General features: G+C 62.2%; 25 protein-coding genes. 14 read left to right on the top strand and 11 right to left on the bottom strand.

All coding sequences use genetic code 11. The features are described from left to right. Positions 1–143: 143 nt before the first annotated feature. Genes PJL15_RS00925 through PJL15_RS00915 form a run of 3 tightly spaced genes read left to right on the top strand, consistent with a single transcriptional unit; the run spans position 144 to position 3,968 of the window. On the top strand, positions 144–1,202 hold the full coding sequence (locus tag PJL15_RS00925) for an iron ABC transporter substrate-binding protein (RefSeq protein WP_281449343.1): 1,059 nt from the start codon (positions 144–146) through the stop codon (positions 1,200–1,202). A gap of 4 nt (positions 1,203–1,206) precedes the next feature. Next, positions 1,207–2,805 carry an ABC transporter permease gene (locus PJL15_RS00920; protein ID WP_281449342.1) on the top strand — a complete coding sequence of 533 codons (1,599 nt, stop codon included), beginning with the start codon at positions 1,207–1,209 and terminating at the stop codon, positions 2,803–2,805. Next, positions 2,802–3,968 carry an ABC transporter ATP-binding protein gene (locus tag PJL15_RS00915; RefSeq protein ID WP_281449341.1) on the top strand — a complete coding sequence of 389 codons (1,167 nt, stop codon included), beginning with the start codon at positions 2,802–2,804 and terminating at the stop codon, positions 3,966–3,968. Before PJL15_RS00920 ends, PJL15_RS00915 begins: the two co-directional genes overlap by 4 nt. A 34-nt stretch (positions 3,969–4,002) precedes the next feature. Here the strand turns inward: PJL15_RS00915 and PJL15_RS00910 are convergent, their stop codons facing one another. Beyond that, positions 4,003–5,316 (bottom strand): HNH endonuclease, encoded by a 1,314-nt coding sequence (locus PJL15_RS00910; RefSeq protein ID WP_281449340.1) that lies wholly within the window; start codon positions 5,314–5,316, stop codon positions 4,003–4,005. A gap of 126 nt (positions 5,317–5,442) precedes the next feature. Here PJL15_RS00910 and PJL15_RS00905 point away from each other — a divergent pair, with 126 nt between their 5' ends. Then, on the top strand, positions 5,443–5,964 hold the full coding sequence (locus PJL15_RS00905) for a DUF4265 domain-containing protein (RefSeq protein WP_281449339.1): 522 nt from the start codon (positions 5,443–5,445) through the stop codon (positions 5,962–5,964). Positions 5,965–6,367: 403 nt separating this feature from the next. Here the strand turns inward: PJL15_RS00905 and PJL15_RS00900 are convergent, their stop codons facing one another. From PJL15_RS00900 to PJL15_RS00885, 4 genes are all read right to left on the bottom strand, one after another. Next, a complete protein-coding gene (locus PJL15_RS00900) occupies positions 6,368–6,655 on the bottom strand; it encodes a hypothetical protein (RefSeq protein ID WP_281449338.1) in 288 nt (95 codons plus the stop codon). A 68-nt stretch (positions 6,656–6,723) separates the two neighbouring features. Further along, on the bottom strand, positions 6,724–7,098 hold the full coding sequence (locus PJL15_RS00895) for a hypothetical protein (protein WP_281449337.1): 375 nt from the start codon (positions 7,096–7,098) through the stop codon (positions 6,724–6,726). An 89-nt stretch (positions 7,099–7,187) separates the two neighbouring features. Then, entirely contained in the window at positions 7,188–7,514 is a 327-nt protein-coding gene (locus PJL15_RS00890) for a hypothetical protein (protein ID WP_281449336.1), read from the bottom strand. Positions 7,515–7,770: 256 nt separating this feature from the next. Then, positions 7,771–8,859, bottom strand: coding sequence for a PDDEXK nuclease domain-containing protein (locus tag PJL15_RS00885; protein WP_281449335.1), 1,089 nt, complete (start codon positions 8,857–8,859; stop codon positions 7,771–7,773). A 60-nt stretch (positions 8,860–8,919) separates the two neighbouring features. Between PJL15_RS00885 and PJL15_RS00880 the strand changes: the two genes are divergently transcribed. Both PJL15_RS00880 and PJL15_RS00875 read left to right on the top strand, forming a co-directional pair. Beyond that, positions 8,920–9,411, top strand: coding sequence for a DNA alkylation repair protein (locus PJL15_RS00880; protein ID WP_281449334.1), 492 nt, complete (start codon positions 8,920–8,922; stop codon positions 9,409–9,411). Positions 9,412–9,478: 67 nt separating this feature from the next. Further along, positions 9,479–10,987 carry an FAD-dependent oxidoreductase gene (locus tag PJL15_RS00875; RefSeq protein ID WP_281449333.1) on the top strand — a complete coding sequence of 503 codons (1,509 nt, stop codon included), beginning with the start codon at positions 9,479–9,481 and terminating at the stop codon, positions 10,985–10,987. On the opposite strand, the gene PJL15_RS00870 is transcribed toward PJL15_RS00875, so the two are convergent. After that, entirely contained in the window at positions 10,984–11,967 is a 984-nt protein-coding gene (locus PJL15_RS00870) for a hypothetical protein (RefSeq protein WP_281449332.1), read from the bottom strand. The two genes, PJL15_RS00875 and PJL15_RS00870, sit on opposite strands and share 4 nt — an antisense overlap. Before the next feature lie 80 nt (positions 11,968–12,047). On the opposite strand from PJL15_RS00870, the gene PJL15_RS00865 reads away from it, so the two are divergent. The 4 genes from PJL15_RS00865 to PJL15_RS00850 all read left to right on the top strand — a co-directional run bounded on the left by PJL15_RS00865 (position 12,048) and on the right by PJL15_RS00850 (position 16,531). Continuing rightward, positions 12,048–12,536: a DedA family protein gene (locus tag PJL15_RS00865; RefSeq protein WP_348651464.1), complete on the top strand. Its 489-nt coding sequence runs from the start codon at positions 12,048–12,050 to the stop codon at positions 12,534–12,536. Positions 12,537–12,567: 31 nt separating this feature from the next. Beyond that, positions 12,568–13,371: a thioesterase family protein gene (locus PJL15_RS00860; protein ID WP_281449330.1), complete on the top strand. Its 804-nt coding sequence runs from the start codon at positions 12,568–12,570 to the stop codon at positions 13,369–13,371. After that, complete coding sequence (locus tag PJL15_RS00855) at positions 13,371–14,138, top strand: lipoate--protein ligase family protein (protein WP_281449329.1); 768 nt, start codon at positions 13,371–13,373, stop codon at positions 14,136–14,138. The genes PJL15_RS00860 and PJL15_RS00855 overlap by 1 nt, the downstream gene beginning before the upstream one ends. A gap of 89 nt (positions 14,139–14,227) precedes the next feature. Continuing rightward, positions 14,228–16,531: an FdhF/YdeP family oxidoreductase gene (locus tag PJL15_RS00850; RefSeq protein WP_281449328.1), complete on the top strand. Its 2,304-nt coding sequence runs from the start codon at positions 14,228–14,230 to the stop codon at positions 16,529–16,531. A gap of 48 nt (positions 16,532–16,579) precedes the next feature. Here PJL15_RS00850 and PJL15_RS00845 read toward each other — a convergent pair whose 3' ends face one another. The 3 genes from PJL15_RS00845 to PJL15_RS00835 all read right to left on the bottom strand — a co-directional run bounded on the left by PJL15_RS00845 (position 16,580) and on the right by PJL15_RS00835 (position 18,703). Continuing rightward, positions 16,580–17,221 (bottom strand): MBL fold metallo-hydrolase, encoded by a 642-nt coding sequence (locus PJL15_RS00845; protein WP_281449327.1) that lies wholly within the window; start codon positions 17,219–17,221, stop codon positions 16,580–16,582. Beyond that, on the bottom strand, positions 17,218–18,303 hold the full coding sequence (locus PJL15_RS00840; RefSeq protein WP_281449326.1) for an S-(hydroxymethyl)mycothiol dehydrogenase: 1,086 nt from the start codon (positions 18,301–18,303) through the stop codon (positions 17,218–17,220). The genes PJL15_RS00845 and PJL15_RS00840 overlap by 4 nt, the downstream gene beginning before the upstream one ends. A gap of 142 nt (positions 18,304–18,445) precedes the next feature. Then, positions 18,446–18,703: a mycoredoxin gene (locus PJL15_RS00835; RefSeq protein ID WP_018777778.1), complete on the bottom strand. Its 258-nt coding sequence runs from the start codon at positions 18,701–18,703 to the stop codon at positions 18,446–18,448. 168 nt (positions 18,704–18,871) lie between these two features. Here PJL15_RS00835 and PJL15_RS00830 point away from each other — a divergent pair, with 168 nt between their 5' ends. After that, positions 18,872–19,618, top strand: coding sequence for an SOS response-associated peptidase (locus tag PJL15_RS00830; protein WP_281449424.1), 747 nt, complete (start codon positions 18,872–18,874; stop codon positions 19,616–19,618). A 3-nt stretch (positions 19,619–19,621) separates the two neighbouring features. On the opposite strand, the gene PJL15_RS00825 is transcribed toward PJL15_RS00830, so the two are convergent. Both PJL15_RS00825 and PJL15_RS00820 read right to left on the bottom strand, forming a co-directional pair. Further along, positions 19,622–20,011, bottom strand: coding sequence for a hypothetical protein (locus tag PJL15_RS00825; RefSeq protein WP_281449325.1), 390 nt, complete (start codon positions 20,009–20,011; stop codon positions 19,622–19,624). Between the two features lie 66 nt (positions 20,012–20,077). Further along, on the bottom strand, positions 20,078–20,614 hold the full coding sequence (locus PJL15_RS00820; protein WP_281449324.1) for a TetR/AcrR family transcriptional regulator: 537 nt from the start codon (positions 20,612–20,614) through the stop codon (positions 20,078–20,080). A 58-nt stretch (positions 20,615–20,672) separates the two neighbouring features. Between PJL15_RS00820 and PJL15_RS00815 the strand changes: the two genes are divergently transcribed. From PJL15_RS00815 to PJL15_RS00805, 3 genes are all read left to right on the top strand, one after another. Then, positions 20,673–21,728, top strand: a complete 1,056-nt coding sequence (locus PJL15_RS00815) for an FAD-dependent monooxygenase (protein WP_281449323.1) — start codon at positions 20,673–20,675, stop codon at positions 21,726–21,728. Positions 21,729–21,809: 81 nt separating this feature from the next. Continuing rightward, positions 21,810–22,154 (top strand): DUF6504 family protein, encoded by a 345-nt coding sequence (locus tag PJL15_RS00810; protein WP_281449322.1) that lies wholly within the window; start codon positions 21,810–21,812, stop codon positions 22,152–22,154. A 3-nt stretch (positions 22,155–22,157) separates the two neighbouring features. After that, positions 22,158–25,676, top strand: coding sequence for a DNA polymerase III subunit alpha (locus tag PJL15_RS00805; protein ID WP_281449321.1), 3,519 nt, complete (start codon positions 22,158–22,160; stop codon positions 25,674–25,676). Positions 25,677–25,693 lie beyond the last annotated feature (17 nt).

The following is a 25,693-nucleotide window of genomic DNA, read 5'->3' as shown; positions in this document are numbered from 1 at the left end:
TCGTGATCCTTGTCACTTTCGGCTCATCCAGCTTTGCGCATAGGCAAGCCTTACCTACTCTTACAGAAGCAAGCCTTCCCAACACTCAGGCCTGCACGGACGAAGGTCCCCCAAGAGATTTGTTCGCAGAAAGTAGCCCTCCAATGAACATCCCCAAAAAAGCGCTGGCTGGGATCGCCCTCGCCGCCACGGCAGCACTCGGCCTCACGGCCTGTGGCTCCAACGCCGGCAATGCCCCCGCTGCCTCCGGTTCCGCCTCTGCAGGTGAAGTGTCCGGCGAAATCACGGTTTACAACGCCCAGCACGACACCCTGACCAAGGAATGGGTGGATGCTTTCACCAAGGAGACCGGGGTCAAGGTCACCATTCGCCAAGGGTCGGATACCGAACTGTCCAACCAGATCGTCCAGGAAGGCCAGGCTTCACCGGTTGACGTCTTCCTGACTGAGAACTCACCGGCAATGGCGCAGGTAGAGAACGCAGGACTTTTCGCGGATGTGGACAAGGCAACCCTGGACCAGGTCCCCGCCGAGTTCCGTCCGTCCACCGGCAAGTGGACGGGCATCGCCGCCCGCTCCACCGTCCTGGTGTACGACAAGAACAAGATCAGCGACGACCAGCTGCCCAAGTCGATGCTCGATTTGGCCAAGCCGGAGTGGAAGGGCAAGTGGGCAGCGTCGCCGTCCGGCGCCGACTTCCAGGCGATTGTCGCCGCGCTGCTTGAGCTTAAGGGCGAAGCAGCAACCGAGGAATGGCTCAAGGGCATGAAGGAAAACTTCAAGGCCTACAAGGGCAACAGCACCGCCATGAAGGCAGTCAATGCCGGTGAAGTCGACGCCGCACTGATCTACCACTACTACTACTACGGCGACCAGGCCAAGACCGGCGAGAACTCCAAGAACGTCACGCCGTACTTCTTCAAGAACCAGGACCCGGGAGCTTTCCTCTCCGTCTCCGGTGGCGGTGTGCTCAAGTCCGCGAAGAACGCGGCCGCAGCACAGGCTTTCCTGAAGTTCATCACGGGCAAGCAGGGCCAGGAAGTCTTGAAGAACGGCACCTCCTTCGAGTACGCCATCGCCTCGCAGGTTGATGCCAACGCCAAGCTCACTCCGATCAAGGACCTGCAGGCTCCCACCGTGGACCCGGCCAAGCTGAACTCCGCCAAGGTCACCGAGCTGATGACCAAGGCAGGACTCCTCTAGTTCTGTGAGCACTGACCTATCGGCTTCCCGACCACAAGGAACGGAAAGCACGACGACGGCGGGCAGGGACAAGCGCCCTCGCCCGCCTTTCGGCGTTTCCACTGTGTCCCTCCTGGCCGTATTGATCGCCCTGTTTTCCCTTCTTCCCCTGGGCTACGTGGTCTACATGACCGTCACGACAGGGTGGGATACCGCCGTCGAACTTATTGTTCGCCCGCGCGTTGGCGAGCTGCTGCTCAATACCGTCCTGCTGACGCTGATCACCATCCCGCTTTGCCTGCTGTTCGGCGTTGGGGGCGCCTGGCTTGTAGAACGGACCACCTTGCGCGGACGCCGCTGGTGGGCCGTTGCTCTGGCCGCTCCGCTGGCCATCCCGGCCTTCGTCAACAGCTATTCATGGGTTTCGGCCGTGCCATCACTTGAGGGCCTCTGGTCCGGGGTGCTGATTTCGACCCTTTCCTACTTTCCCCTGGTGTACATACCGGCCGCTGCCACCCTTGGCCGCCTGGACCCCGCGATCGAACAATCTGCCGCCTCCCTGGGACTTGGTCCGTGGGCCGTTTTCTTCCGGGTGGTGCTGCCGCAACTGCGTATCGCCATGACCGGCGGGGCGCTGCTCGTAGGACTGCACCTTTTGGCCGAATACGGCGCCTTCGCCATGATCCGTTTCGACACCTTCACGACGGCGATCATGGTCCAATTCCAGTCGACGTTCAACGGAACGGCCGGAAACATGCTGGCCAGCGTCCTGGTTGTGCTCTGCCTTTTCCTGCTCCTTGCCGAAGTGAAAAGCCGCGGCAGTGCGCGCTATGCCCGTATCGGATCGGGTGCGCAGGGCAAGACCACGCAGTTGCCACTGGGCGGTTACCAACTGCCGGCCCAACTGGGCCTTCTGGCGCTGACGGCACTGGCGTTTGGCCTGCCGCTCTGGTTCGTCCTGAAATGGGTGATGGCAGGCGGCTCGGAGGTCTGGGCTGCCGAGGAATTCATGCCCGCCCTCCTGCAGACTCTTCTGTACGGGGCCATCGGGGCGGCAGTGACCATCGTGGTCGCGTTCCCCATGGCCTACCTCGCTGTCAGGCACCCAAGCTGGTTCAGCAAGCTGCTGGAACTATCCAATTACGTCACCAGTTCGCTGCCGGGGATAGTGGTTGGCCTGGCCTTCGTAACCGTCAGCATCCGGGTGGTACCGGGGGTTTACCAGACGGCCGGAGTCCTGGTGGCCGCCTATGTTTTGCTGTTCCTTCCCCGGGCCCTGGTTAACCTTCGCTCGGGCCTTGCCCAGGCCCCCAAGGAACTTGATGAGGCCGCCCAGTCCCTGGGTAAGGCTCCTTTGGTGTCATTCTTCCGGGTGACGTTGCGCCTGACAGCCCCGGCCGCGGCCGGGGGAGCGGCACTGGTCTTCCTCGCAATTGTCAATGAACTCACAGCCACACTCCTTTTGGCGCCCAACGGCACGCGAACCCTGGCAACGGAGTTCTGGAGCAAGAGCAGCGAAATCGACTACACCGGGGCCGCCCCATACGCCCTGCTCATGATCCTGCTCTCGGCCCCCATGACATACCTGCTCTTCCAACAGTCCAAGAAAGTAGCCGGACAGTGACAGAACAAGCCCCTTCCAGGCTCCCGTCCCCGCGGGTAGCCCCCTCCGTGGCCCCGACCACGAATTCGCACCTGGATATCTCCGAAGTCACTAAGAACTTCGGGGCACAGGCCGTGCTCAAGGGAGTCAACCTCTCCGTCGCACGCGGTGGAACCACTGCCATCGTGGGGCCTTCAGGCTCCGGAAAAACTACTCTGCTGCGGCTCATTGCAGGCTTCGAACACCCCAACACCGGGACCATCAGCCTGAACGGGACCCCCGTGGCAGGCGACGGGGTCCAGGTCCCCGCGCACAAGCGCCACGTGGGGTACGTCGCCCAGGACGGTGCACTGTTCCCGCACCTGACGGTCGGCCAGAACGTCGCCTTCGGGTTGGATTCCGGCAAGCTCGACGGCGGCCGCCGCGCCGTGAAGTCGCGCGTCGAGGAACTGCTGGAGATGGTGTCCCTGGACCCGTCCATGGCGAAGCGTCGCCCGCATCAGCTGTCCGGTGGCCAACAGCAGCGTGTTGCCCTTGCCCGCGCGCTGGCCCGGGAGCCGGAACTGATGCTCTTGGATGAGCCGTTCTCGGCACTGGATGCCGGCTTGCGGGTTGCCACGCGCCGTGCCGTAGCGAAAGTCCTAAACGCGGCCGGGGTGACCACCATCCTGGTCACCCACGATCAGGCTGAAGCGTTGTCTTTCGCGGATCAGGTGGCCATCATGCGTGGCGGGCGCCTGGCACAGATAGGTAATCCGTTTGTGGTCTACACACGTCCGGCCGACCGGGCGACGGCCGAGTTCCTTGGCGAAGCCGTGATTCTTGATGCCTGGATGGAGGGCTCGCTGGCGACGTGCTCCCTTGGTGGCATTGCCGTGCGTCGACCACCTGCGCAAGGCAAAGTGCAGCTCATGCTGCGCCCGGAACAAATCCGGATTGCACCGGACGGCCCCATCCGCGGTGTGGTAGTCGATACTGACTACTTTGGTCCGGAAACAACGGTCCGCATCAAGCTGGGTGCATACACAGCCCAGGATGGCGCGGGGCAGGGGCAACGCCACCGTTACCCGGGTGGCGGCGAGATCATCACCATCAGGCACTGGAATGCGTCGATCACCAAACCGGGCACAGAACTCTGCCTTCGCGTGGTGGGGGAAGGCGTGGCATTTCCAGCCGGTGAGTAGCGCTCCGCAGTTGGCGGGAGCGTTGTTGATGAGCTCAGGGGCTGTCCGAGGCGACATGCCGGTGCCCGGGCAGGGGAGGAGCCTGAGAGCGGTAGCTATGGCCGGTGGGCGTCGTGAGCTCCAGGCTATGGACGGCACCAGGGATTGTCCTGCTGGCCCAGCCGGGGCGCTCTTTGGTGTGGTTGCAGGCTTCGCAGAGCCCGGCGCCGTTGTCCAGCCTGGTGGGTCCGCCCTGGTGCCACGGGACAATGTGGTCGATGTGGCGGATGGGCGCATCGCAGTAAGCCGTGCGGCATAGGTTGTCGCGTGCTTCTATGAAGCGGCGCATACCCGGGGGAAAGAAGCGGGCCCGGGAGTCCACAGCCAGCAGTTCACCAGTTCCAGGGGCCGTGTAGAGACGACGAAGCCAGACATTGAAGTCCTGGTAGAAGTCCGCGGGAGCACTCGCTTCCTTACCTTGGGCCACGAGGTTCCGGGCCCATTCAGCAGGAACAATCCCGTAGCCGGTCAGACGCGCCGGTTCGGGATCACCCGCGAAGAGGGAGCGGTCTGTCATCACGAGTTGCAGGTCTATTCCTGAATAGCCCGCGGAAGAACCAGTGATCCGTTCAACGAGGGTGTCAGCCATAATCTGACCCCGTCCACGTTCCTCCCCACCGGGGCGGGAGCGCGCCGAGTCAGCGGCGCGAGTCAGTGCCGCGTAGGCTGCAACACCTTGGGCGACCGGGAGCAGGGCGGTAAGGATCGTCATGGTGTCCGGTGCAGGACGGAGACTCACTCTTCGCTCCTCCGCGGCATGGGCCGCCCGCTGGGTTACCGAGCGCGGATCACGCCGATATGCCGCGGCCTTTGCGGCGGCGATGATGGCCTTGTCCCCGGCGTCGTCGAAAGTCCCGGTGTCGGCTGCCAGTTCTGCATCAACCGCGCCCCGGTCCTCAACAGACAAGCAGGCTGTTTCTTTGACGAGCAGCGTGGCCCGCCACTCATTCAACAGGCCCGCGTCCAGAGCGGCCATGGTGTGCGGCATTTCGGTGACCAGTGCCTTGGCAAAACCAAGAAGCCTGGAGCCCCGGTTCGGGGATTCCCGCCGGGCCAAGGCGACCTGAGCTCCGACACCCTTGCCGCGCTCGGATGCCGGTACCCCTGCCTCAGCCTGTTCAGCCCTTTGGGCCATGTCAAAGGCCACAGTGATCTTGGCCTGCAAACCTGTGATGGCCGACTTCATGTCCTCCAGCACGCGCAACTGGTTGATGAGATCCCTGCTTACCGTGCTGGGAGTCACAGGATCAGCAGCTACGAGTGCAGCCGTCAGTGCTGCACTTGCCTGCCTTTCCCGATTCCGTTCCATGTACTAACTCTGGCAGGAGGCACTGACATTATTAGCAGACGGACGAGGTAGCGATGCCCCACGCTGAACCTTTCCGCGTCGACGCGCCAGGGCTTCTTGCAAACCTTTGTTCGGTAGTCTCAGCTAGTGACTGATTATCGGCAACACCCCAGCGTGGTGGCACACTGGCTTGGCGGCTCGCTGCAGCCTCTTCCCGAAGCCTTAGAAGCGCCGGAGACTCTATGGTTTGCACTGCCCCCTGAACCAGGCGCTGAGCAAATGTGGGAAGGACTGCGCGGACGCGTCGAAACAGACGGCACTGCGACTGTTCTCGCCGTGCCTGCCTATCTCTACAACATCAACTTTGGCGACCGGGTAAACGTGATGCGATCAGAAGAGAACGCCCTCGTTGCCACGGGCCTGAACCACGACGCTCTGAACTTCACTTTCAGAGTCCTGCTGAACTCGGATGAGCCGAATGCCTGGCAGCCGTTGGCCACTGAGCTCGCCAGGCTCGGATGCATCGTCGATGTCATGTCACCGCGATTCTTGGCCATATCCTGCAGCGAAACCTTATCCCAGGACGTCGCCGACCAACTGTTCACGCTGCAAAACAACAGCGTCCTTCATTACGAGACTGGACGAACACAACTACCGAGTCACAAGTAGATCGTGCGCCATGGCTTCGTATGGTGGGGAACTAGAGGCACAATTACCCCAGATACGAAGCAGGTAGTTCTGGAGGTCCTTCACTTCGTTTAGTCGGAGGGGCTCCTGGTGCCTGGAGAGCTCGGGGAGACGGGGTTTAAGGATTGGGCGCCCCCGCCAGAAACATGGGTTATCCGGTCGGAGATGGCACTCGACGCTCTAGAGTGGCGACCAATGGGTGAAGGCTTTTGGCTGCGTCTAACGCCGCGAGGAAAGACCCTTGCGCAGCACTTTGAAGCCGAAGGAGTGGACCTCTCGGAGTAGCAGGGGTTCCCTTGGACGACGAGGTGGTGCCAGCGGGGGCCCGCTTATCAAATTTGTTGTGCAAGTAAGCCGATGGTCCAACGAGCGGCCTCGATCAGGTTCAGCAGGCCAAAAGTGTCCGGGCAAAGCCGAGGAGCTCGGAGGAAGTTCGCTCGCGGCGCAGGGGCATTTCGTCCCAGACCCCCAGAAGGTACACGAGCTCGTTCAGCTCCGTTGGCTGTCCCAGTGGGAACCCGCCGACTCGGTACATGAATCGCGACCCGGGGAGGACGTCAATTCGCCCTTCGACGATTTCACGGGCCCAGTATTTGAGGAGAAACTTCGCCGCGTCTTCATCGTTTTCGTGTGGGTGGCTGAGTTCAAGGCGGACAGTTGTCCACATGTCCACCGCGCCGGACTGGTCTCCTTTCGGAAGGCCTGCCAGTTCGCGAAGCGAAGGGGAGTCATACCATGTCGCTAGCTGGATTTCTCGGCCCAGAAGTCCCTTATCTCATCACTGACCACGTCGTAGCTGGATAAACCTTGCAAGACTTCATTTGCTGTGTGCGAGTCTTCCGCTGCGATCTCCCTCCATACTTTGAGGTCGCTTCGCTTCTGAGCCAGGTCCCGGGGATGCTCTTCGTGTATGCAAACCCCCGCCAGGGCGATTGCTTTGTCGATGAGTATGCTTGCGCCGCTGGGTTGGGTTGGCCCGAAATTCAGAATCCAAGACGCAACGGTCAAAGTCGTTTGAAGCGCGTCCCCTGGAGCTGATCGGGCCCATTCGGCCGTGGATTCTTCCCCATATGACTTCAAAGCAGCAACGATCATTCCGCGTCGAGTATTGATCATCGGCTCAGTCTCCCATGACCCGGCGAGGGATTCTCTACCGGAGGGGCCGGGGTTGTTTTGGCCGGCCTCACATAAAAGTGGCCTCGCATTCAACTCAGTGCAAACTGGTCAGTTGCAACCGTGTAGCGAATGACTGGCGCCCCGCTCGAACCCTCATCTCTAATCACAACGTCTCGAAGAAGTGTGGCTCCGAGCTTCCTCAACGCGTGGGCTATGCCGTCCACTGTTGCTTGGTTGATGAACTCGCGGAGGTCGAGGTCGAAAAACACCCCATCCGGGCCGGTGAAGAAGTTGATGCGTACTCCATCGACAGGCCAGACAGCAAAGACCTCAAATTTGGCAAGACCACGTCTGCTGGACGGCAGGAGGGAATGGCCATCACTGGTTGTCAGCCTCCAGCCGCTGCCTAGCAACATGGCAAATACTGCATCCCAGTCGTGTCCGGAGCTCCCGATTACCTCGCCCGTAAGCCGATCCTCAACCGATCGCCTTCCGGACCCACTTAACGCGACTCAGAACTCCCTGCGTTCCTCAGTGCACGTATTCCCTAAGACCCGCCCTCGAATCCCCGATGAAGGTGCCTAAACGCTACAAGTCCACCTGAAACGAGCGTGTGACCTCCGAACTGGCCGCTCAAAATGTTTGTTCCTGGTTCAAGGCCAACATCTGAAACTAGCCCTGCAGCCGAGCCGCTTCACTTGCCAGCTCAGCTTCCAGGGTCTCGATGCTCGGCAGGCTCGCAACCAACTCCTCGGGCAACGAGTCGGCAAGGGAAGTCCGCCACTCCGCGATACCCACCGGTGCATGGAACCCCCGCAAAGCGTATTCCGCCACGACGCTGTTCTTCTCCTTGCACAGCAGCAGGCCGATGGTGGGCTTGTCGTCAGGGTGTGCCAGGAGGTCGTCCACCGCGGCCATGTACATGCCCAGCTGGCCAAGGAAACCGGGTTCGAACTTCACGGCCTTCAGTTCGATCACCATGTAGCAGCGCAACCTCAGATGGTAGAAGAGCAGGTCTGCGAAGAATTCGTCGCCGGCGATTTCCAGCCGAACCTGCTCACCGACAAAAGCAAAACCCTGGCCCAGTTCCAAAAGGAATTTTTCGACGTGCTTGACCAGCTGCAGCTCCAAGTCGCGTTCGGTGTGACGGTCACTCATGGACAGGAAGTCAAAGACGTAGGGATCCTTGGTGGCCTGCTGGGCGAGGTCCGAGTCCGCCGGGACCATGGTGGCCTTGAAATTGGTAATCGCCTGTCCGGAACGCTCGTGCAGGCGCGTGGAGATCTGGTGCACCAAGACGTTACGCGACCAGCCGTGCTGTGCCGCCGCCGCTGCGTACCAGAGCCGCGTGGCGGCGTCGTCGAGCTTTTCCAGCAGGGCGATCTGGTGGTACCACGGCAATGTTGCAAGCGGCGCTTGCAACATTGGAAGGTCGGGCCATGCTTGGGCGAAGCTCTTCATATAGCGCAGGTTCCTGGGGGAGAAGCCTTTGGCCTCTGGGAAACGGGTCCGGATGTCGGCTGACAAGCGGGTGACTACTTTGGCGCCCCAGCCTTGTTCGGATTCACGCTCCGCCAGCTGGCGGCCAATGGTCCAGTAAGAATTCAAAAGCTCACTGTTGGCTGCCGCCATGGCGCGGGTCCGCCCGGTGCGAACCTCCCGCGCCACGGTGTTGAGCAAAGCGGGGTACCAGTCGGGCATGGAGGAAGCGGCCGGGACGCCTGGAAACGAGGCCTCGGTTGCGAGCTCTTTGGACGGCATGATGCTCCTGTCGATTGCTGTTGGCATCACGCTAGGAGCAGGCACTGACAAAATAGACGGGTGAGTGAAGCCGGTGAATTCGTGGACTACACCCTGCAAATGGAATCGACGTGGGAAAAAGCTGCGGAGGCCAGTGAACGTCTTGGCGCAGCCTTGAAGGTCTATGGCGCGTCAGTGGGGGCCGTTCGTGGAACAGTGCGTGATGCCTTGAAGCGGTACAAGAACCTGGACCATGACGACATCACCGCACTGAGTTCGGAACTGTGGGCGCAGCCGGTGTTTGAGCGGCGACTGGCCGCCGTCGTCTTGCTGCAGACCAAAGTGGGCGTCCTGGTCAGCACGGACCTCACCCGCATCGAAGGCTTCATCAGGCAGGCCGGAACCAAGGAGCTGGTAAACCCTCTGGCCACGGATGTAGTGCGTCCACTGCTGGCACGGCTGGAAGGCAGGGCAAAGGATCGTGCAGATCGGGTACTTGAACGATGGGCCGAGGACCCGGACCCTGAACTTCGCCGCGCCGCGGCGTTGGCCACTGGCGCTGCCACCCCTTGATAAGCATCACCGACCGGCCTAGCGTTTCCCTACCGGTGGCCAGTTGATTGAGAGGCAGGGTTGATCGATGAAATCGCTGTGGTTGGACAGGGAGTCCCGCTTTACCTCTGATGCCGTCCCTGACGAAAAGCACTTTGACACGATCGTTGTGGGTGCCGGGCTGACGGGAATGGTGACGGCGCTGCTGCTGTCCCGCTCCGGTCAGCGTGTGGTCCTCTTTGAGGCGCGCACCTTGGGTGCTGTGACCACCGGCAACACCACGGGCAAGCTGAGCCTCCTGCAAGGCGGAGCGTTGTCGGCACTGCGCGGCCAGTATTCCCTCAAAGTTGTCCAGGCTTATGTGGAAGCCAACAAGACCGGACAAGCGTGGCTCACCCAGTACATGGAGCAGCAGGGTGTGGCGTTCCAGCGCCGGACGGCGGTTACCTTCGCCACCTCGGACGACGGCGCCCAGCGGCTCCGCAAGGAAGCTGCGGTATCGCGGGACGCAGGTTTGGACGTTCACTTCAGCCGTGACCCGGGGCTGCCGTTTCCAGAGGCTGAGGCGTTGGAATTGGAAGGCCAGGCGCAGATTCACCCGATGGAGGTCCTGGACACTCTGGCTGGGGATATCCGGGAACACGGGGGCCTGATCGTCGAGGGCGTCCAGGTACAGAACGTCGGCTCCGGGTTGCCCGTTGAAGTTTCCACCCGCAAAGGCACGTTCACTGCCGACACCGTAGTGGTGGCCACGGGCACTCCCATCCTTGACCGCGGCCTGTACTTCGCCAAACTGGAACCCAACCGTTCCTATGCGGCGGCACTACGCCCGCCGGCCGGCACGCAGCTTCCGCAGGCAATGTACCTGTCCATTGATGCGCCCACCCGCTCGCAACGCACGCGCCCAACAGCCGACGGCGAGCTGCTCCTGGTCGGCGGTTACGGGCATGCCGGTGGGCGGGCCGTCTCACCGCAACAGCACCTGAACGATCTCCTCGGATGGGCCAACCAGCACTACCCCGGTTCGGAAGTGACCCACACGTGGTCGGCCCAGGACTATCAGGCCACCAACCTCATGCCGTTCTTTGGCAAGTTGCCGCGGGGGCACGGCCGGATCTTCTTCGCCACCGGCTACAACAAGTGGGGGATGAGCAACGGGGTCGCCGCCGCGTTGTCCATCACCTCGGACATCCTGGGAGGGCAATCCGACTGGGCCAGGGTCATCCATCACCGCGTTACCTCGCCGCAGGGCGCGTTGCAGGCTGTCCGGCTCAATGCCGGCACGGCCCGGAGGATGATCGAGGACAAGGCCAAAGTCCGGAGCAACCCTGAGATAACCGACGAAACCCGCCCGCCGGAAGGCTCCGGCGTCGTAGGCCTGTACAAGGGTGAACCCGCGGCAGTATCCACGGTCGACGGCAACGTTTGCATGGTCTCCGCCAGTTGTGCCCACTTGGGTGGGTTGTTGACGTGGAATGATGCCGAGAAGTCGTGGGACTGCCCGCTGCACGGCTCCAGGTTCACGCCGGAGGGCAAGTATCTTGAGGGACCCGCAACCCATCACCTGCAAAGGACGGTGGGTAAGAAGAAGGACTAGCTGAGCCGGTCGACCCGCCGCTGTGCCTGGTCGGCGCTGCGTCGGAGCTGTGTTGCTGCCCTGACTGCGAGCTTCTTGTCGGATTCGGCGGATTCCGCGTCCCGGGTGATGCCAATGAGCTCTGCCTCCAAGGCTGCCAATTGCTTCTTCACCTCGGCAATTTCCGCCTCGACATCCGAGCGCCGTCGTGCGAGTTCGTTGACAACGTCCCATGCCGCGGATGCCTGTTTTTCGGCGTCCAGTGCCTCCCTGTCGGCAGCGTGGAACTCGTCCTGGGCTTCCTGCAACGCGGCCTGGCGTTTTGCGGCGCGGCGATCCGCCAGGGACGTGGCCTGTTCCTTGGGGCTTTCTTCCCTGGTGAGGTTGGTGCCCTCTGATGGGGCTGCGTCCTTCGAACGAGCCGCCTCCTCAGGAGCCAATGCTTTTTTCCTGGTCTGCTTGGCCACCTGCCCGGCAGGACTGGCGGCGTCTTCGGGCCCGGCTGCAGCCACGGCGTCGGTCAAGTCCACGGACTCGAAGCCGCTGCCGCTCAGTCCCCGTACCAGCCGCCCGGTGGATACCGCGCCCGCGGCTCCGGCGTCGGCCATCGCGGCCCTCAGGGTTTGTTCCACATCGGAGGCGGCTGCCGCGCTCAGGGGTGCTCCCAGCTCGTCTGCCAGGTCCTTGGCGGCATGAACGGCTGTGCTGAGTTGACCCTGCCGCTGCTGGCTGAGTTCCCGGAACGCCCCGGCATCTGATTGGTCCTGCGCGGCCCGCAGTGAAGCACCGAAACGTACGACGCCGTCAATCACCTCGGGCTTGTGGACTGAAAGCATGTTGATGGCCCAGGCCCCCGCGGCCGGCTTGGGCAGGCGGCCGATCTCTTGGGCGAGGTCCTTCTGCCCTGCTTCTTTTGCCAGGCGCACCAAGGAAGTCCGCTCGGAGGTGAAGTCCCGCGGCAGCACGGCGTACAGCTCCTGGGCGGCCTCGCGGAGATCCATGAACCCATCCTATGGTTCACCAGCCGCCGTTGCCGGGAGCGAATCTTCAATGCACCTCGGCTTAGGGTAGCCTAAGTCGAGTGGACCAGATCATGAGTTTGCCCTTTGGCGTCGCCCTCACGGCGCTTTTCGCCATTGTCATGATCCGTGTCAACGTCACGTACTGGATTGGCCGTGGGGCCGTCGCCGGGTTCGCCCATACCCGCTTCGGCAATTCGTTGCAGCGCCCCAAAGCAGCACGCGCCCAAGCCCTGATCCAGCGGTGGGGACCGTACGCCGTCGTACTTTCCTTTTTGACCATTGGCCTCCAGACGGCCATCAACCTGGCAGCTGGTGCCGCGCGGCTGCCCCTGCGGCGATACCTCCCGGCGGCGATCGTGGGTTCGGTCATGTGGGCGCTCCTATATGCGACCATCGGACTTGCCGCGCTGGAAGCGTGGCTTGCCGTTGCCGCGGCGTCGCCGGTCGGGGCGGCGTTGGGTGTGGCAGCGGTGGCCGCCGCGGTTGTCTGGATTGTTGTGATCCGCCGGCGTCGGGCAGCAAGCGAATCAGCGGATACAGTGGTCTGAGTTCTACAGCTGGATCGGCGAAAGGCTTGGGTTGACTACTGCATTACCGGAACTGGCGGACGGTGTTTTCTACTACGAATCGCTGGGTGGCGGCCGTTTCCGCTCGACGATCCACGCCCAGGGCGCCTGGAATCCACACGAACAACATATGGCGCCGGCCTCTGGCATCCTCGCCGACGCCCTCGTGCGCCACGAGCCCAGGGACGACGTCCGCATGGCCAGGATCAGCTATGAAATCCTGGGACTGATTCCCGGTGGTGAGTTCCACATCACCACTTCGACGCTGAGGCCGGGAAAGACCATCGAACTGATCCAGGCCGAACTTTCCGCGGGAGGGCGCGTAGCCATCCGGGCCTCTGCCTGGCGCATGATCACCAGTGATACCAGTGCGGTCGCCGCTGTGGAGGACGAGTCCATGCCGGCACCGGACGAATGCAAACCCTGGGATGGCGCAAGTGTTTGGCCCGGCGGCTATATCCGCTCCCTGGAAATGCGGATTGCCGAAGGCCACCGCCCAGGTTCGGGCAGGGTGTGGATCCGGACATCCCATCCGTTGACGGATAAAGCTGACAGTACTGACCTCGCCCGGTTGATGGGCCTCGTGGACACCGCCAACGGCATCGCGGCACGTGTTCCCCCGGGTGAAAACAGCTACATCTTCCCGAACGTGGATCTGCAGATCCACATGTACCGCCCGCCTTCGGGCGAATGGCTGGGCCTGGACAATAAGGTCTCCTTTGGCGCCGACGGCATCGGTTTGACCTCAACCGTGCTTCATGACATTGACGGACCGTTCGGCCGGGCCGAGCAGATCCTCACGCTGAGGAAGAGCTGATGACCGGAGCCGCTGGATCGCAGAAGCAGCTCACCGTGTACCGGCAGGAAGAATCCCTGGGAGCAGCCGGTGACCTCGACTTCGCCTTGGAGCTGCTCAAGCGCGCCCGCAGTGGTCAGTTGGGTCCGTCCCTTCGCTTGTATCGTCCTCAACCTACCGTGGCGTTTGGCCAGCGGGATGCGAACCTGCCCGGATTCGCCGCCGCCGAAGAAGCCTGCCGGGAGCGTGGTTTCGAGCCGCTGATCCGGAAGGCAGGAGGCCGCGCAGCTGCCTATCACCAAGGCACTTTGGTGATAGACCACATTGAGCCCCATCCGGACGCCATTGTCAGGGCCAAGGCACGCTTCTCCGAATTTGGCGAGTTCCTCGCTGGTGCTCTTCGCAGCGTCGGTGTCCATGCCGCCGTCGGCGAAATCCCGGGGGAGTACTGCCCCGGTGAGTTCAGTGTGCACGGTGAGGACCCCGATTTTCCCGCGCACCGCATCAAACTGATCGGCACTGCCCAGCGGGTTGTTTCGGGCGGTTGGCTGTTCAGCTCCGTGATCGTGGTTGAGAACTCCGGGCCCATCCGTGATGTCCTGGCGGCCAGTTACGGGGCGCTCGGCCTGGACTGGGACCCTGCGACGGCCGGAGCTGCCAACGACTTGCTGCCCCACTTGGATGTAGCCACCGTTCAGGCAGCAGTCATCGAGGCTTACCGCGCCTACGCGGACGTGGCCGACGGCGACTTCCGCACTCTTGTGGGCAGCTCGCCCCAGCTGCTTTGAGCCAGCCACAGCAGCTCCGTTGAGCCTGCCGCACACCGGGTTTAGGCTGGGGGAATCAGTTACCCAATCACGCGAATCGCGGTGTAACGATGGGCCGGAAGCAGCATCCAATAGAGGATTCCGACGCTGAACTCAGTGTTGGCACGCCCAAACGCTCCGCCGGTGGCCTGCCGAGCTTGACCGAGACGCTGCCGCACGCCTTGGCATCCATGGGTCCTGCCCGGGCCTGGAAAACACTCAGTGCCGTCAACCAAAAGGACGGCTTTGACTGCATGAGCTGCGCGTGGCCCGATCCTCCGGATCGCAAGGCCGCTGAATTTTGTGAGAACGGCGCCAAAGCCATCGGATGGGAAGCCGAGCCGCTGCGGATCCCGGCCGGCTTCTGGGCAGAAAACACACTGGCGTCATTGCGGCAACGGCCGGAGTATTGGCTTGGACAGCAGGGCCGGCTGGTGGAACCCGTGTACAAAGCCGCGGGCGCGGACCGGTACGCGCCCATTGGCTGGGATGAGGCCTTCAGGATCATCGCGCAGGAGCTCAATGCCCTTGATTCGCCGGACGAGGCCACGTTTTACACCAGTGGCCGGACCTCCAATGAGGCCGCCTTCCTGTACCAGCTCTTCGTCCGCTCATTCGGGACCAACAACCTCCCGGACTGTTCGAACATGTGCCATGAGTCCACGGGCGTTGCCATGGGAGAAACCATCGGCGTGGGCAAATCCGCCATTACCTACAAGGACTTCGCTGCCTCTGACTTGATCATCATCATGGGACAGAACCCGGGCACCTGCCATCCCCGGATGCTGACCGCTTTGGAAGAAGCCAAAGAGGCCGGGGCGAGGATCGTTGCGGTGAATCCTCTTCCGGAAGCAGGCCTGATCAACTTCCGGAATCCGCAGCGTCCCCGGGGCTTGGTGGGCAAAGGGACGGACCTCGCGGACCAATTCCTTCAGATCCGGCTCGCTGGAGACATGGCGTTGTTGCAGGCTGTTTCCAAGCGGGTTCTTGATGCCGAAAGCGCCGCGCCGGGAACTGTCCTGGACCGGGCCTTCATTGATACCCACTGCCAGGGCTTTGTTGGTTTCGCGGCGCATTTGGCGACACTCAGTGAACGCGAGGTTCTGGCGGCCACGGGGCTGACGGGCAAGGATATTGATGACCTTGCTGACGCTTACTTGGGCGCGGGGAAGGTCATCATTACGTGGGCCATGGGGCTGACCCAGCACAAGAAGGCTGTGGCCACCATCAAGGAAATCATCAACCTCCTGCTGCTTCGTGGCAACATCGGCAAGCCTGGGGCGGGGCCTTCGCCGATCAGGGGCCACAGCAATGTCCAAGGCGACAGGACCATGGGCATTTGGGAGAAGATGCCTCCCAAATTCCTTGATGCCCTGCGGCACGAGTTTGGTTTCGATCCGCCGCGGCATGCCGGCGTTGACGCAGTGGACAGTATCCGCGGTATGCGTGATGGCAGGATCAAAGTGTTGGTTGCGTTGGGTGGCAACCTGGTCCATGCGATCTCCGATACCGCGGTGGCTGAGGAAGCTGTCCGGCGGACGAAGTTGTCCGTGCAAGTCTCCACCAAGCTGAACCGTTCGCATGCGGTGGTCGGCGAGCAGGCACTGATCCTGCCGGCCCTGGGACGCACCGAGATAGACCGGCAAGGCGGGGTTCCCCAGTTCGTCACCGTAGAGGACACCGTCTGTGCAGTGCACAGTTCGGCGGGTACTTTGGAGCCGATCGCACCTGGGGTGTTGTCCGAGGTGGCGATTGTTACCCGCTTGGCCCAGGCAGTCCTTGGCAGCAAGGTGCCGGTCGATTGGGCGGGCCTGCGGTCCGATTATGATGCCATCCGCGAACACATCGAACACGTGGTGCCGGGCTTCGAGGATTTCAATGCACGTATCCGGGCCCGGGACGGTTTCGTCCTGCCGCACGGTCCCCGGGACAGCCGGACTTTCCCCACCCCTTCCGGGAAGGCCCTGTTCACGGTCAATGAACTGGAGACCATCGATGTCCCCAAGGGGCGGCTGCTCTTGCAGACCATCCGATCCCATGATCAGTTCAACACCACCATGTATTCGTTGAACGACAGGTACCGGGGAATCAAGAAGGGCCGGATGGTTCTGTTGGTCAATCCGCAGGATCTTGGCGGGTTGGGTTATCAGGACGGCATGTACGTGGATGTCCACAGCGAGGCCGACGACGGCGTGGATCGCGTCCTGCCCCAGTTGCGTTTGGTCTCGTACCCGACCGCCAGAGGCTGCGCCGCTGCGTATTATCCGGAAGCGAACGTCCTGGTTCCGCTGGATTCGACGGCTGAGGAAAGCAATACCCCTGCGTCCAAATCGGTGATTATTCGTCTGGAGCCGGCCGCCGCCCCGGTGTTTTGAGGCGGCAGCCGGCCAAAGCTGGAGGCTACAGGCGAACTGGGATTGCGCTTAGTGGCCGCGTGCTATCCATTCATCGAGCTGTGGCTTCTCGGCGCCGATGGTGGTGCTGTCTCCATGGCCGGTGCGGACCACTGTGTGTTCCGGCAGCGTCAGGAGCTTGGTCCTGATGGACTCGATGATGGTGGGGAAGTCACTGTAGGAACGGCCTGTAGCGCCGGGTCCACCCTGGAAGAGCGTGTCGCCGCTGAAGAGCGTCCCTTCGCCGGACAGGTGGAACGACACCGAGCCCGGTGAGTGACCGGGGGTATGGATGGCTTCCAGTGTTGCCCCGGCAACGGTGAAGGTGTCTCCGTCCGAGATGGAGTTGTCCGGATCCACCCCGGGGAAGACGTCGTGCCAGAGCATCCAGTCGTCCTTGTGGAGGAAGACCGGTGCCTTGGCGAGCTCCCGGAATTCGCCGGCGTAACGGATGTGGTCGTCGTGTCCGTGGGTAAGCAGGATGGCTGTCACTGTCCGGCCGTTCACGGCGTCCATGATCGCTGCTGGGTTGTGGGCGGGGTCAATGACGATGCACTCGGTGTCATCGCCGATGATCCATACGTTGTTGTCCACGTCCCAGGTGCCTCCGTCCAGGGAAAACGTCCCGGAGGTGACGACGCGCTCGATCGCAGGGTTGCTGTGGGTGCTCACAGTTCCACCACCGATCGGAGGACTGCGCCGTGGTGCATCTTGTCGAAGGCTTCTTCCACCTGGTTGATGGTGATGCGTTCGGTAACGAAGGCGTCGAGGTCCAGCTTGCCCTGCTTGTAGAGGTCCACCAGCATCGGGAAATCGCGGGAGGGCAGGCAGTCGCCGTACCAGGACGACTTGAGGGAGCCGCCGCGGCCGAACACGTCCAGCAACGGAAGTTCCAGGGTCATCTCCGGCGTGGGGACGCCAACCAGGACGACGGTTCCGGCGAGGTCGCGCGCGTAGAACGCCTGCTTGTAGGTTTCGGGACGTCCGACGGCGTCAATCACCACGTCTGCGCCGAAACCGCCGGTGAGTGCCCGGATGGCTTCGATGGGGTCGTTGCCCGAAGAGTCCACGGTGTGGGTGGCGCCGAGTTCCTTGGCGCGCTCGAGCTTCTTGGCGTCGATGTCCACGGCGATGATGGTGGTGGCGCCGGCCAGTGCCGCACCTGCGATTGCTGCTACTCCAACACCACCGCAGCCGATGACGGCCACTGAGTCGCCGCGCTTGACGCCCCCGGTGTTCAGGGCAGCGCCGAGACCTGCCATGACGCCGCAGCCGAGCAGGCCCACGGCGGCGGCATCGGCGTCGGGGTCTACTTTGGTGCACTGTCCGGCAGCCACCAGGGTCTTTTCGATGAACGCCCCGATGCCCAACGCAGGGGACAGTACTGTGCCGTCTTCGAGTGTCATCTTTTGGGTGGCGTTGTGGGTGTTGAAGCAGTACTGGGCCTGTCCGCGGTTACAGGCGCGGCAGTTGCCGCAGACCGCACGCCAGTTCAGGACAACGCGGTCCCCGGGCGCTACATCGGTGACGTCGGGGCCGACTGCGCTGACCACGCCGGTTGCTTCGTGGCCGAGCAGGAACGGGAAGTCGTCGCTGATGCCGCCCAGTTTGTAGTGGAGGTCGGTGTGGCAGACGCCGCTGGTGAGGATGTCCACCAGGGCTTCGCCGGGACCGGGTTCGGGAACGAGGATGGTTTCGAGGGTTGCGGGTGCGCCTTTGGAGCGGACGACGACGCCTTTGACTGCGTGGACCATTGGAGTGGTTCCCTTCGGGCTCGCGGAGGGCGGGCCCGGTTAATGAAACAGGGCCCGCTACGGATTCCCATTCTGTCTATCACAGGTGGCAGACAGTGTGTGGTTTGTTCCGTGCGGGCCCCTTGCCGGTTACGGCTGGTGCTTAGGCGGCGAGGCGGCTCTCCACCTCGGAGGCGGAGGGGTTGGTAGCAGCCGTTCCGTCGGGGAAGAGCACGGTGGGGACGGTGCGGTTGCCTCCGTTGAGCTGCTCGACGAGTTCGGCGGTGCCATCCACTTCTTCGATGTTGATCTCGGTGTAGCCGATGCCCTTGGCATCCAGCTGCTTCTTCAGGCGGTTGCAGTAACCGCACCAGGTGGTCGAGAACATGGTGATGGTGCCGGAGTCGGGAGTAAAGTCCACAGAGCTCTCCTCAGTATTTGTCGTTTGCACGGGGTGGTTCGTTCCTAACAACGGTAACCCGGTGCCGAATAATTCCCGTCCGGCTGCGAACCCGGGTTACGTGGAGCGTGTGCGCTGGTGTGTTGTTGGGCGAAAGGGCAGACTGTTGGCATGTGTGGACGTTACGTGATGGCCCGTGCGGTGGGAGACCTGCTCGCCGACTTCGACGCTGAGCTTGAGAATGAGATTGCCCTGGAGAAGTCGTGGAATGTTGCCCCGACAGACGCGGTTCCGATCGTGTTGGAGCGGCTGGTCGATGACAACGTCAAGAGGCAGCTCCATGTCGCCAAATGGGGGCTGGTGCCGTCCTGGGCCAAGGATCCCAAGGGAGGTGCGCGGCTGATCAACGCCCGCAGTGAAACCCTCCTGGAGAAGCCTTCCTTCAAGAAAGCTGCCGTTGCCCGCCGTTGTGCGGTGCCGGCGGATGGCTATTACGAGTGGAAGAAGGGCGAGGGCAAAAACAAGCAGCCCTACTACGTGCATCCCGGCGACGGCCACGGGCTGGTGTTCGCCGGTTTGTATGAATGGTGGCGGGATCAGTCGGCCGCTGAGGACGATCCCGGCCGCTGGTTGCTCTCGATGTCCATCATTACGGCGGACACTCCCGCGGCGGATGCGGCCAGGACCAGGCGCAGTGCTTCGGTGTTCGATGAACTGACGGCGCTCCATGACCGTGTTCCCCTGCCCATGAGCACGGAGACGATGGAAGCATGGCTGGACCCGCGCGAGAAGGACGCTGCCGGGCTCGTGGACATGGTCCGTTCCAGGGCGCACGACGCTGCTGCCGATTGGACGCTGGACCCGGTGGGGGCCGCCGTCGGTAATGTCCGTAACAACTCACCGGAACTGATCGAACCGGTGGAAGGACTCTTCTGAGCGTCAGAGCGCTTCGTTGACCGGAACGCCGGACTGGAACTCACGGCCGTCAGCTTCGCTGAAGGCGGTCATGACGTGGCCTTTGCTCAGTCCGTGGATGGCGGAAATGGGGAAGTTGCCGGTGATGACGTTGCCGGAGTGTTCCACGCCCTTGATGTCGTAGTTTTCCTCCGCGCTGAGGGAATGGTTGAAGGAATAGAACGAGATCGCCTCGCCGTTCATGAACTCGATGCCGAGCCTGCGTTGCGAGGAATAGTCTTCGCTGGCAGCAACAAGGCCCACGACGTAAGCGCCGGAGCCTGGGATGTTGCCGTCAATTTCGAATCGTGCCACGAGGTTGTCGTCGGCGGCGGAGATGTTGACCTGCTTGAGGAGTGCGTCATTGGTGCTCATGCGACAATCCTGCTCTGCCGACCCGCCGCCGTCCACCCCTGCTGGTGATCCTTCAATGATCCGCGTTCATCCTTCCAGGAGTCGTTGGATGCTGCGTGCCACCGCTGCCTTGTCGAAATCCTGTCCTTGCCGGGCGGTCAGCAGGTGCAGGACAAGGCCGTCGCAGTAGTCCGATACGGCTTCTGCGCGTGCCCTGGACTCGGGTACTCCCATGCTTTCGAGAAGCTGCGCCAACGCTGAGACCAGCCTTTCATGGCCGGCAGCCACCACTGCAGGCTGGTCGAGGGCGAAGACGAAACGCGCCCGGGTCAGTCCTGCGTTTTCCTTCGCGAGGCCCATGACCGCTCCGGCGATCTGCTCCGCCAAGGATGCCACCGACGTCGGCAGTTCCATCCGACCCTCCTGAAGCAGGAGGGTGTCCAGCTCTTCAACGCGGTCGACGGCGGCAGCTACCAGTGCGGCGCGGTTACGGAAGTAGTTGGAGGTGGTTCCGACGGCGACACCGGCCTGGGCGTCGACGGCACGGTGGGTAAGTCCTTTTAGGCCCTGGGCAGCGACGACGGCGAGAGCGGCGTCGGCCAACTGGGTTCGGCGGTCGGGCATGGCCAAAGTCTAGCTTCACTCCCTATCGTTACTACAAATGTAGTAGTACAGTGTGGGCATGAAAAAGGTGAACATCATCGGCGGTGGTATTGCAGGCCTGGCGCTCGCAGCACGGCTGGATCCCGGGCAATTCGACGTCACTGTGTATGAGCAGAGGCCCGAACTTCCCGCGGTGGGAACGACGCTGGCCATGTGGCCCGGGGCCCAACGCGCCTTGTCCGAAATTGGGATCCTGGGTGCCGTGCGGAGCCGGGGATCCATCATCACAGCCGGAGCGCTGCGAAGCCCCGCGGGTGAAGCGCAGTTGGCCATGGAAGGGCGAGGTCTTGTTGGCGTGTCCCGGCCCGAACTGTTGAGGCTTCTTGACACTGCGGTGCCGGGTTCGGTGACGCGTGTGCTTGGAAGGGTTGACCATGCCCCGGATGGCGCATGGCTCACCGTGGGGGCGGACGGGGTCAACAGCGTGGTCCGGCGGGCGCATTGGGGGCAGCGGAGCGCCGCCCGGCCCACCCCGTTCCTCGCTGTCAGGGGAGTCGTGCCGGGTTCGCCTGCTCCCGGGGACGTTGGCGAATACTGGGGTCGCGGAGAAATCTTCGGCCTTGCGCCGGCCGGAGGGGGAAGCAATTGGTATGCCTCCTACCGCTCCGACCTTGGGCCTGGGAAGGTAGATGTCTCCGAAGCGCTTGAAGTGACCCGCCGCCGCTATGCCGGATACTCCGAAGCCGTGAAGAACGTACTGGCCCAGGCCTCACCGGAGAAGTCCTTGGCGCAGCGCATCTGGACCACCCCGCCCCTTGCCCGCTACTCACGCGGCAATGTGGTGCTGGTAGGGGATGCCGGCCACGCCATGACGCCCAATCTGGGCAGGGGTGCCTGCGAAGCACTTATCGACGCAGTGGCATTGGGGAACCTGCTCAATGATCAGCCCCTGGATGAAGCGCTTGCCGCCTACAACAAAAAGCGCGTCCTGCGCACCCAGCAGCTCCGGCTCGCCTCGTCCCTTATGGGGAGCATTGCACTGGCCCAAGGCATGCAGCCTTGGCGTGATGGCCTGCTCAGGCAGGTCGGAAAGCGGGTGTCGAAGGCTTCTGCACAGGCAGGAACTTCGAAGTAGGTTTTGCCCGGACGTCGGCGTAAACTGGATTTATTCGAACATACTTTCGAATCAATCCGGACCGGCGTAATGAGGTGTGAAATGGGGCTGTTCAGCGAGTCCGTCGGAGTGATCTGCACGGAAACAGGCCAGCCACAAGCAGTCCATTGGAAAGGGACGCACTACACCGTCACCGATGAACCCGTGCGTTGGTTCGAACGGCGCCAATGGTGGGTGGAAGAAAACCGTGCACCCATCGGCGCCGGTGCCGGCCTGGTAGACCACGAGATCTGGCGCGTACAGCTTCAGCCACAGCAGTCGGAGCACAATGCCGGCGAAACCATCACCCTTGACCTTGTCAGGCATGTAGGCAGTGGGCGGTGGAGGCTTCTTCGAATCCACGACGCCGCACCGGCCCGTGCCGTCGAGCCCGACGAAGCAGCGTGAACCTTGAGCTTTACCCACCTGCACGTTTCAACAGCCTTCAGCGCACACTACGGTGTCTCCTGGCCCGACGAGCTGGCCCAAACCGCCGCATCAGATGGAGCCACGGCGCTCGCCTGCACGGACCGCGACGGCCTCTACGGGACCGTCAAGCACCTCAAAGCCTGCATGGACGCTGGTATCGACCCCGTCGTCGGCGTTGACCTGGCAGTCTTCGACGACGACGGCGACCACCGCACCCAAGTCGCGGGCCGCGTCGTCGTACTGGCCCACGGCCATAACAACGGCGCCGGCTACCGGGCACTGTGCCGCTTGGTGTCAGATGCCCATGCGCGCACCTCGGGAAAAGCCGGTGGAGCAATCCCCGTTGCCGTAACCCGAGGGGAATTGGCCTCCAGAACCCTGGACCCAAAGACCCTCAAACCTGTTCTCACCGTGATGATCGGACCTGACTCGGATGTAGGCAGGGCCATGGGCGGACGCAAATACTTGCGGCCAAGGACCCTCTTCAAGCAATGGATCGACGCCATGCCGCCAGGGACCATCGTGGCCGAGACCGTTTCCCACCTCAGCGCCCCTGGAGAGCCCCTCAGTACAGCCCATGCGGTCCGCATGCTGAAGCTCGCCCTCGAGTACAACGTTCCGGCCATCCTCAGCAACGCCGTGCGCTACTGCGCCCAGGACGGAGCGGCAACAGCCGACGTCCTGGACTCAGCACGAACCCTGAAATCACTCCCTGAACTCTCGAACGCCCCCATGCTTCAACCAACCGGCCTTCTCCAACCAACAGGGCAGGGCTGGTTGAAGAGTCCCCGCCACATGCTCCAGCTCGGCAAGGAAATCATCAACGCCGCAGGCCTGGGCCAAGCCGACCTCAACAAGCTGCTGGCCAACACAGAAGCGCTCGCAGACAAATGCCGCATCGACCCCATCCTGGACATGGGATGGAAAAAACCCGTGGTTCCCGAGGCCTCCATCATCGGCATCGACAACGACCCCATGATGGAACTTGCCCAACGCTGCCAAGCAGGAATCACCAAACGGTTCCCCGGCATCACCGGCGACGAGGAAACCCGGATGCGCTCGCGGCTGGACCACGAACTGGGAATCATCGGCAGGCTCGGCTTTGGCTCCTACTTCCTCACTGTGGCTGAAGTATCAAGGATGATCCTTGATATGGGGGTCAGGGTTGCGGCGCGCGGCTCAGGCGCCTCAAGCCTGGTCAATTATCTGATCGATATCAGCCAGGTTGATCCCATCCGCCACGATCTTATTTTTGAGCGGTTTCTTTCCGGACGCCGTTCCACGCTTCCTGACATTGACATCGACGTCGAAAGCGCGGAACGCCACAATGTCTACCGGAAGATCTTCGACCGGTTCGGGGCCGAACGGGTCACCCTCATGAGCATGCAAAACGGGTACCGTGCCCGCGGTGCTGTCAGGGATGCCGGCATGGCCTTGGGAATGGACGAAGGGGAAGTCAGCGATATCGCCAAGCAGCTCTGGCGGTTCTCGGCAAGGAAGTTCCGTGAAGCGCTGGTGGAGAAGCCGGAACTACGTGACTTTGCCGGCCGGGTGGAGCGTGGAGGAATGGAGGAAAACCAGCAGCTCGATCTTCTGGTGGACCTGACCGAACGGCTGGACAGATTACCCAGACATATCTCCATGCACCCCTGTGGGGTGATCCTCGGGGACACCACCCTCCTTGACCGGACTCCGGTCCAGCCCAGTGGCCTTGGGTTGCCCATGAGCCAGTTCGACAAACATGACATGGATCCCATGGGCATGCTCAAGCTGGATGTCCTGGGCGTACGGATGCAAAGCGCGATGGCCTTCGCGGTACGGGAAGTGATCCGGCTGCATCCATCCAAGGCGGAGGTGGTTACAGCAGGAAATCACGCGGTGGGACCAAATGGCTCGGGGCCTGATTACATCGCCGACGACGGAAGGATTGACCTCAACGCCGTTCCTTTCGACGACGAGCCCACTTTTGAGCTGATTCGAAGTACCCATACCTTGGGGTGTTTCCAGATTGAGTCTCCCGGCCAGCGGGAGCTCATTGGGAAAATGGCCCCACGCGAATTCAACGACCTCATCATCGATATTTCGTTGTTCCGCCCCGGGCCCATGAAGTCCGATATGGTGCGCCCCTTCCTTGAGCACAGGCATGGTTTTGCGCCGGAGGTATATCCGCATCCGGATCTCAAGCCCGTGTTGCAGGAAACCCATGGCGTGACAGTTTTCCATGAACAGATACTCAAGACCTTCGATGTCATGACCGGTTGCGGACTGGCAAGGGCGGATGAATTCCGGAGGGCACTCGGGGATGAAATCCGTGAACCCGAGGTGGAGAAATACTTTCGTAGTAAAGCCATTAGGAACTACTCGCCCGAGGTGGTGGACAAGGTATGGGGGACCCTGAAGGCCTTCGGCAGCTTTGGCTTTTGCAAGGCCCACGGGGCTGCTTTTGCTGTTCCCACCTACCAGTCGGCGTGGCTCAAAGCCCACCATCCGGAAGCCTTCCTTGCAGGGTTATGGGAGCACGATCCCGGAATGTACCCGAAGCGCTTACTGGTGGCTGAAGCCCGGCGGCTCGGCATTCCCATCCTGCCCCTGGACATCAACCGGAGCCAGGCTGAGTACAGGGTGGAGAAGATCCTTGAAGGACCTGACAGTGGCAGGCTTGGCATCAGGTTGAGCCTGTCGGGGATATATGGGCTCTCAGGGGCTGAACTGAAGAGAATCGTTGCGGGCCAGCCATTCGATTCCTTGGCCGATCTCCGGACACGGGCCAGAGTGAGCAAGCCAAACATCAAAAGACTTGCCCAACTGGGTGCCTTCGATGCCCTGCATAAAGACTCTGGCGGAAAAGCCAACAGGGCAGACCTTGTCCAGCATCTTCAAGCACTGCAAAGCAGTCCTTCGAAGAAACCGAACGGCATCATTGAAGGGCAGTTGTCGTTTGCGCTGGGCGATGTCGAGCTAAGGAACATTGCCCCAGAGCTTCCTCCACCCACGATGGTCGAAAATGTCAGGGCAGAGTTGGATCTCATGGCCGTGGATGTCAGTGAGCACCTGATGGAGAGCCACCGTCCCCTGTTGGCAAAATTGGGGGTCACAACGGCCGACAAGCTCCTTGGGCTGCGCAACGGAACGGAGGTCCTGGTGGCCGGGGTGCGCATTGCCACCCAAACCCCGCCCATGCGCGGTGGCCGGCGGGTTGTCTTCATCAGCATCGACGACGGCACTGGGTGCGTGGACTCGGTTTTCTTCCACGAAGCCCAGGAAGAGTCAGGGCCGCTGCTGTTCGGTACCCGCCTGCTGCTGATCCGTGGAACCACCAGGAGGACAGGTCCCAAAGGCATCAGCCTCAGTGCAAGCAAGGCATGGGACCTGGGCCGGCCTGAAACGTTGCCTTACTCGGAAATCATCCGTGGCGAAGAGATGCCACCTGACGAGTACACGCATCACGGACCTCTTCATGGCATTGCAAGGAACCTTGCCATAACTGGTCTTGGAAGCTGAACGCCCCGGGATCGTGG

The organism is Paenarthrobacter nitroguajacolicus (assembly GCF_029952445.1).
GTDB classification, from domain to species: domain Bacteria; phylum Actinomycetota; class Actinomycetes; order Actinomycetales; family Micrococcaceae; genus Arthrobacter; species Arthrobacter nitroguajacolicus_B.
Note: the sequence above shows the minus strand (reverse complement) of the source record. Positions and strands in the feature narration are given on the sequence as shown.

What these genes read in the sequence shown, in the direction of transcription:
- PJL15_RS00925 (WP_281449343.1), top strand. Translation starts at nt 144, where the DNA reads ATGAACATCCCCAAAAAAGCGCTGGCTGGGATCGCCCTCGCCGCCACG.
- PJL15_RS00910 (WP_281449340.1), bottom strand. Translation starts at nt 5,316, where the DNA reads ATGGAACGGAATCGGGAAAGGCAGGCAAGTGCAGCACTGACGGCTGCA.
- PJL15_RS00895 (WP_281449337.1), bottom strand. Translation starts at nt 7,098, where the DNA reads ATGATCAATACTCGACGCGGAATGATCGTTGCTGCTTTGAAGTCATAT.
- PJL15_RS00890 (WP_281449336.1), bottom strand. Translation starts at nt 7,514, where the DNA reads ATGTTGCTAGGCAGCGGCTGGAGGCTGACAACCAGTGATGGCCATTCC.
- PJL15_RS00885 (WP_281449335.1), bottom strand. Translation starts at nt 8,859, where the DNA reads ATGCCGTCCAAAGAGCTCGCAACCGAGGCCTCGTTTCCAGGCGTCCCG.
- PJL15_RS00875 (WP_281449333.1), top strand. Translation starts at nt 9,479, where the DNA reads ATGAAATCGCTGTGGTTGGACAGGGAGTCCCGCTTTACCTCTGATGCC.
- PJL15_RS00870 (WP_281449332.1), bottom strand. Translation starts at nt 11,967, where the DNA reads ATGGATCTCCGCGAGGCCGCCCAGGAGCTGTACGCCGTGCTGCCGCGG.
- PJL15_RS00855 (WP_281449329.1), top strand. Translation starts at nt 13,371, where the DNA reads ATGACCGGAGCCGCTGGATCGCAGAAGCAGCTCACCGTGTACCGGCAG.
- PJL15_RS00850 (WP_281449328.1), top strand. Translation starts at nt 14,228, where the DNA reads ATGGGCCGGAAGCAGCATCCAATAGAGGATTCCGACGCTGAACTCAGT.
- PJL15_RS00840 (WP_281449326.1), bottom strand. Translation starts at nt 18,303, where the DNA reads ATGGTCCACGCAGTCAAAGGCGTCGTCGTCCGCTCCAAAGGCGCACCC.
- PJL15_RS00830 (WP_281449424.1), top strand. Translation starts at nt 18,872, where the DNA reads ATGGCCCGTGCGGTGGGAGACCTGCTCGCCGACTTCGACGCTGAGCTT.
- PJL15_RS00825 (WP_281449325.1), bottom strand. Translation starts at nt 20,011, where the DNA reads ATGAGCACCAATGACGCACTCCTCAAGCAGGTCAACATCTCCGCCGCC.
- PJL15_RS00820 (WP_281449324.1), bottom strand. Translation starts at nt 20,614, where the DNA reads ATGCCCGACCGCCGAACCCAGTTGGCCGACGCCGCTCTCGCCGTCGTC.
- PJL15_RS00815 (WP_281449323.1), top strand. Translation starts at nt 20,673, where the DNA reads ATGAAAAAGGTGAACATCATCGGCGGTGGTATTGCAGGCCTGGCGCTC.
- PJL15_RS00810 (WP_281449322.1), top strand. Translation starts at nt 21,810, where the DNA reads ATGGGGCTGTTCAGCGAGTCCGTCGGAGTGATCTGCACGGAAACAGGC.